Annotated in this window: 6 protein-coding genes; 5 read left to right on the top strand and 1 reads right to left on the bottom strand. The window is 65.1% G+C overall.

The annotated features are described in order from the left end of the window. Positions 1–512 (top strand): thiamine phosphate synthase (locus tag A3764_RS05685; protein WP_067951309.1); only part of this gene is annotated, 512 nt, incomplete at its 5' end. Here A3764_RS05685 and A3764_RS05680 read toward each other — a convergent pair. Further along, positions 509–1,834: a HupE/UreJ family protein gene (locus A3764_RS05680; RefSeq protein WP_067921163.1), complete on the bottom strand. Its 1,326-nt coding sequence runs from the start codon at positions 1,832–1,834 to the stop codon at positions 509–511. The two genes, A3764_RS05685 and A3764_RS05680, sit on opposite strands and share 4 nt — an antisense overlap. On the opposite strand from A3764_RS05680, the gene A3764_RS05675 reads away from it, so the two are divergent. From A3764_RS05675 to A3764_RS05660, 4 genes are all read left to right on the top strand, one after another. Continuing rightward, a complete protein-coding gene (locus tag A3764_RS05675; protein WP_330220488.1) occupies positions 1,788–2,651 on the top strand; it encodes a DUF4198 domain-containing protein in 864 nt (287 codons plus the stop codon). The two genes, A3764_RS05680 and A3764_RS05675, sit on opposite strands and share 47 nt — an antisense overlap. 42 nt (positions 2,652–2,693) lie before the next feature. After that, positions 2,694–3,578 carry a PfkB family carbohydrate kinase gene (locus A3764_RS05670; protein WP_067921167.1) on the top strand — a complete coding sequence of 295 codons (885 nt, stop codon included), beginning with the start codon at positions 2,694–2,696 and terminating at the stop codon, positions 3,576–3,578. Beyond that, positions 3,575–4,516 (top strand): pseudouridine-5'-phosphate glycosidase, encoded by a 942-nt coding sequence (locus tag A3764_RS05665; protein WP_067921170.1) that lies wholly within the window; start codon positions 3,575–3,577, stop codon positions 4,514–4,516. The genes A3764_RS05670 and A3764_RS05665 overlap by 4 nt, the downstream gene beginning before the upstream one ends. A gap of 71 nt (positions 4,517–4,587) precedes the next feature. After that, positions 4,588–4,995: DUF502 domain-containing protein (locus tag A3764_RS05660; RefSeq protein WP_150122085.1), on the top strand; the 408-nt coding region annotated here is incomplete at its 3' end.

The raw sequence follows: 4,995 nt of genomic DNA, 5'->3' as shown, positions 1-4,995 counted from the left end.
TTTCCACCCGGGACGAAGACCGCCTGTCGCGCGCCGCCGATGCCCTGCGCGAAGTGACCCATGCCCGCGACGTGGCGCTCGTCATTTCCGACCACACGCTGCTGGCCGAACGGCTCGGGCTTGATGGTGTGCATCTGGGCGATGCCGCGCGGTCCGTTCGCCATGCGCGCAAGACGCTGGGCGAGGATGCGATTGTGGGCGCGTTCTGCGGCACCTCACGCCATGACGGCATGTCGGCGGGCGAAGCCGGTGCCGATTACATCGCCTTTGGACCGGCCAGCGCCAGCGCGCTGGATGACGGCAGCTATGCCGAAACGGACCTGTTCGAATGGTGGTCGCAGGTTATCGAAGTGCCGGTCGTGGCCGAAGGTGGTCTGGATGACGCCGCGCTCACCCGGCTGGCGCCTTTCGCGGACTTCTTCGGCATCGGCGAAGAGCTTTGGCGCGCGGAAAACCCCGCCGAGGCGCTGGCCCGCAAGGTGCAGGCCATGCGCGCGGGGCTCTCGGGTTAGAGGAACACCCGTTCGATGAACCAATAGGCCCCGACCGCCGCGATCGCGAGCGAGAAGGGCACCGCCACGAAGCGGCGGTAGGGCAAGGTCACATCATCGCGGAACTGCAGCGCCAGACCGCAGGCCGCGAAAAGGGCCGCGATGGGCAGGGCGAAGAGCGCAGGCGGAACTTCTGCCGCGGGCCATGGAAGGAAGGCCGCCGCAAGCGCCAGCACGGTCAGAACGCCGTAGCCCAGGATGGCCGGTTTGACCTGTCCCCGGCCCCGCAACACCCGCAGCGCCCACCACACGCAGGCGGCGGCCACGAGCACCACGGTGACCTGGCCCACTTCGACCCCGATGTTGAAACCGATAAGCGCGGGAATGAACTGGCCCTCGGGCAGGCCGAATTCCTCCAACACGGAGGCAAAGCCCAACCCGTGCAACAGCCCGAAACCGAAGATGACCAGCGGTCGCCAGCGGTTCAGCCCCGAATGAAAGACGTTCTCCACCGCGACATAAACGATGGAAGCCGCGATCAGCGGCTCGACGATGCTGCCGGGTACGTTGACCCAGCCCAGCGCACCCATCGCCAGCGTCACCGTATGGGCCAGCGTGAAGGCCGAGATCTGCCAGATCAGCGGACGCAGATGCGCCGACAGAAAGAACAGCCCCAAGACGAACAGGATGTGATCGAGACCTTTCGGTATGATGTGATCGAACCCGACGGGAATATAGGTCAGCAGCGCGTCCCCTGCCCCTTGGGCATCGCCCCCGTCCAGATTGATTTCGGGCGTGGTGTCGCCGCCTTCGATATAGCCGGTGTAGGGGGCCTCCACCCCCTGCTGGCGCAGGACGAGCGCGCCGGAACCATCGGGCCATGCGACCGTAGCGCTTTGCGGGTCCGACGTGACCTCGCCCCGCAGTTCCCAGGTCGAGATCCGGGGCAGTTCGATATTCACGTTTTCGGGAACCGAAATCGCAACCGTCGACAGCATGAGCGGCGCGCCATCCACCGTCAGCAGCGGCAGATCGTTCCAGCGCTCCAGCAGGCGCGCGGCCTGATCGGCGATTTCCTCCGGCGGGCGGGCGCGCAGGGCATCGTAGACGTCCGCATCGGCCGCATCGTTTGTATCCACCACCGTATCTAGGTCGATCCCTGACAGCAGCGCTTCGAGATTGACCCGCATGACAAGCTCTGCCGCGCCTTCGGCGACGGTCAGGTCAGCGATTGTCGGCTGCACCTCATGTGCACACGCAGGTGTGATCGAAAGAGCCAGCCCGCTTGACAATACCATGGCCCATGTCAGCCTTGCCCATGACCCAAAGAAAGTATTCAGCATGTCCCTGTCCCGTCTCGCCTTAGTGTTAGCCAGTGTTATTGCAGCTAAATCAGTTGATGCCCATGAGTTTTGGCTGGATGCAACCTCGTATCTGGTTGAACCGGGACAGAAAATGTCCGTCAATCTGCGCAATGGCGAGATTTTCGAGGGCATCAAGCTCGCATATTTCCCGAACCGGACGACCCGGTTCGACCTGTCCTTCGAAGGCGTCGTCGTACCGGTTCAGGCCCGCATGGGCGACACGCCCGCGCTGACCATGCTGTCGCCTCCGCGCGACGGGCTTTTGACCGTGGTGCACGAAGCCGCACCCGCCCGGGTGATCTACACCGAATGGGAAAAGTTCGTGGGCTTTACCGAACACAAGGACTTCGCGCAGGTGTCCGAAGAACACGCGGCTGCGGGGCTCGACCAGGACAGGGTCGTGGAAAGCTACACCCGCCATTCCAAGGCGCTCATCGCCGTGGGTGACGGCAATGGCTCCGACGCCCCCATGGGGCTGGAGACGGAACTGGTCGCGCTCACCAATCCCTATACGCTGGCTCCGGCGGAGGAGATGGCCGTCGCCCTGACCTACGAAGGCGCCCCCCGCGTCGATGTGCAGGTGGAAGTCTATGAGCGCGACGCAGCCGACGCTGTAACGGTGACCAAACTGCGCACCGATGCCGAAGGGATCGTCCGGTTCCCGGTCACGCCCGGCCTGACCTATCTGGTGGATTCGGTGGTGATCCGCGATGCGCCCGATACCGGGGGCGACCCCGATGCGCCGCTTTATGAAACGCTCTGGGCCTCGCTCACCTTCGCCGTGCCCGCCGAATAAGGCTGCTTGCGCTTCGTCCCGGCGTGCGGCTAAACCGCCTGGATGGCGCCCCCTGTCGATATCCTTTGCATCGGTTCCGTCCTCTGGGATGTGATCGGACGCTGCGAAAGCCCCATGCGGCAAGGTTCTGACATGCCGGGGCGCATCACACGGTTGCCGGGCGGTGTGGCGCTGAACATCGGGATGGCGCTGGCGCGCTTTGGCCTGTCCCCTGCCTTGCTGAGCGCGGTAGGCCGTGACGCCGAAGGCGACGAATTGATCACCGCCTGCCGGATGCGGGGCCTCGATACCGCGTTCATCTACCGCTCCGACGATCTGCCGACGGATCGCTATATGGCGGTGGAGGGCGCGAACGGCCTGATCGCCGCTATTGCCGATGCCCATTCACTGGAAGCGGCGGGCGACAAGATACTGCGCCCCTTCACCGATGGCACCCTGCCCGCGCCCTATCGCGGAGCCGTAGCGCTGGACGGGAACCTGACGCTCGACCTGCTGTCGCGGATCGCCCGCGACGCCATGCTGGCGGAGGCCGATCTGCGCGTTGCCCCCGCCTCCCCCGGCAAGGCATTGCGGCTGACGCCCTTCATGCAGGCCCGGCGCGGCACGCTTTATGTCAACCTCGAAGAGGCGGGCCTGCTCTGCCAGACCGGTTTTGCCACCTCCCGCGCCGCAGCCGAAGGATTGCTGGCCCGCGGGGCGGTCCGCTGTGTCGTGACCGACGGCGGCGCGCCTGCCACCGTGGGTGACGAAAAGGGCCTGCATACGCTGTCGCCGCCCGAAGTGCAGGTCGCGCGGATCACGGGCGCGGGCGATACCTTCATGGCCGCGCATATCGCGGCAGAACTTGGCGGGCGGCGGGGCGCCGACGCGCTCGAAGACGCCCTGAAAGCCGCCGCACTCTATGTTTCGGGAGAGACCAAGATATGACCGCCCCCGCCCTGCCCCTGCATCTGAGCGATGAGGTCGCCGCCGCCCTGCGTGACAATCGCCCCGTCGTGGCGCTTGAAAGCACAATCATCACCCACGGGATGCCCTATCCGCAGAATCTGGAAGTCGCCCGCGAGGTGGAGGGTGACATCCGCGCCGCCGGGGCCGTGCCCGCCACCATCGCCGTGATGGATGGGCGGCTGCACATCGGGCTAAATGATGAACAGCTTTCCCGACTCGCGCAGGCAAAAGATGTCGCGAAGCTGTCGCGCGCCGATCTGGCCGTCTGCATCAGCGCGGGCGGAACCGGTGCGACCACCGTCGCCGCGACGATGATCGCCGCACGCTGCGCCGGCATCGAGGTTTTCGCCACGGGCGGGGTCGGCGGCGTGCACCGGGGTGCTGCGGAAAGCTTCGACATCTCCGCCGACCTCATGGAACTGGCCCGGACGCCTGTGACCGTCGTCGCGGCGGGTGCGAAGGCGATTCTCGATGTACCGAAGACCCTCGAAGTGCTGGAAACCCAAGGCGTGCCGGTCATCGCCGTCGGGCAGGACAGTTTCCCGGCTTTTTGGAGCGCGCAGTCGCCGCTGAAAGCCCCCCTGCGCCTCGATGATCCGCGCGAGATCGCCAAGGCCCACCGCTTGCGCGCGGCACTCGGCCTTTCGGGCGGGCAACTGGTGGCAAATCCCATTCCCGCCTCGGCGGAAATTTCTGCCGAAGAGATGAACCCGATCATCGCCCGCGCCCAGAAGGACGCGGATGCTGCGGGCGTCGCGGGCAAGGACGTGACCCCCTATCTGCTGCAGCGGATTTTCGAACTGACGGAAGGCCGCTCGCTCACCGCGAATATCGCGCTGGTGCGCAACAATGCACGGCTCGCGGCTGAAATTGCGGCACAACTGGCTATGTTGTCCAACGATAATGTCGCAGGCTGACCGGCTGCCATTGTGGGCCCCGGACAAACCGCTTACCTGTTGACCGAAAATAACAGGACGCACCGCCCAAGATGAATACCCCGTTCGATCCAGAACCGATCACAACGCGCCGCAGTCTCGTGGCGCGGATCCGCGCTTCGTTTCTGACGGGTCTGGTCGTCATCGCCCCCGTCGCGCTCACGCTCTGGCTGATCTGGAGCGTCATCGGCTGGATCGACGGCTTCGTGCTGCCGCTGGTGCCCAAGGCCTATCACCCGGACCGGCTGATTCAGGATTTCCTCGGCCTCGACCCGTCCGTGCAGGTCAACGTGCGCGGCTTCGGCGTCGTGATCTTCTTCCTCTTCACGATACTTATGGGCTGGATCGCCAAGGGGATCATCGGGCGTTCGATGATCCGCTTCGCGGAAAGTCTGGTGGAACGGACGCCGGTGGTGCGTACGATCTATTCCGGGATCAAACAGATATCGGAAACAATCTTC

It is taken from the genome of Sulfitobacter sp. HI0129, assembly GCF_001635395.1.
Lineage (GTDB): Bacteria > Pseudomonadota > Alphaproteobacteria > Rhodobacterales > Rhodobacteraceae > Sulfitobacter.
The sequence above is the reverse complement of the archived record's forward strand: the minus strand, read 5'-3'. Positions and strand labels throughout refer to the sequence as shown.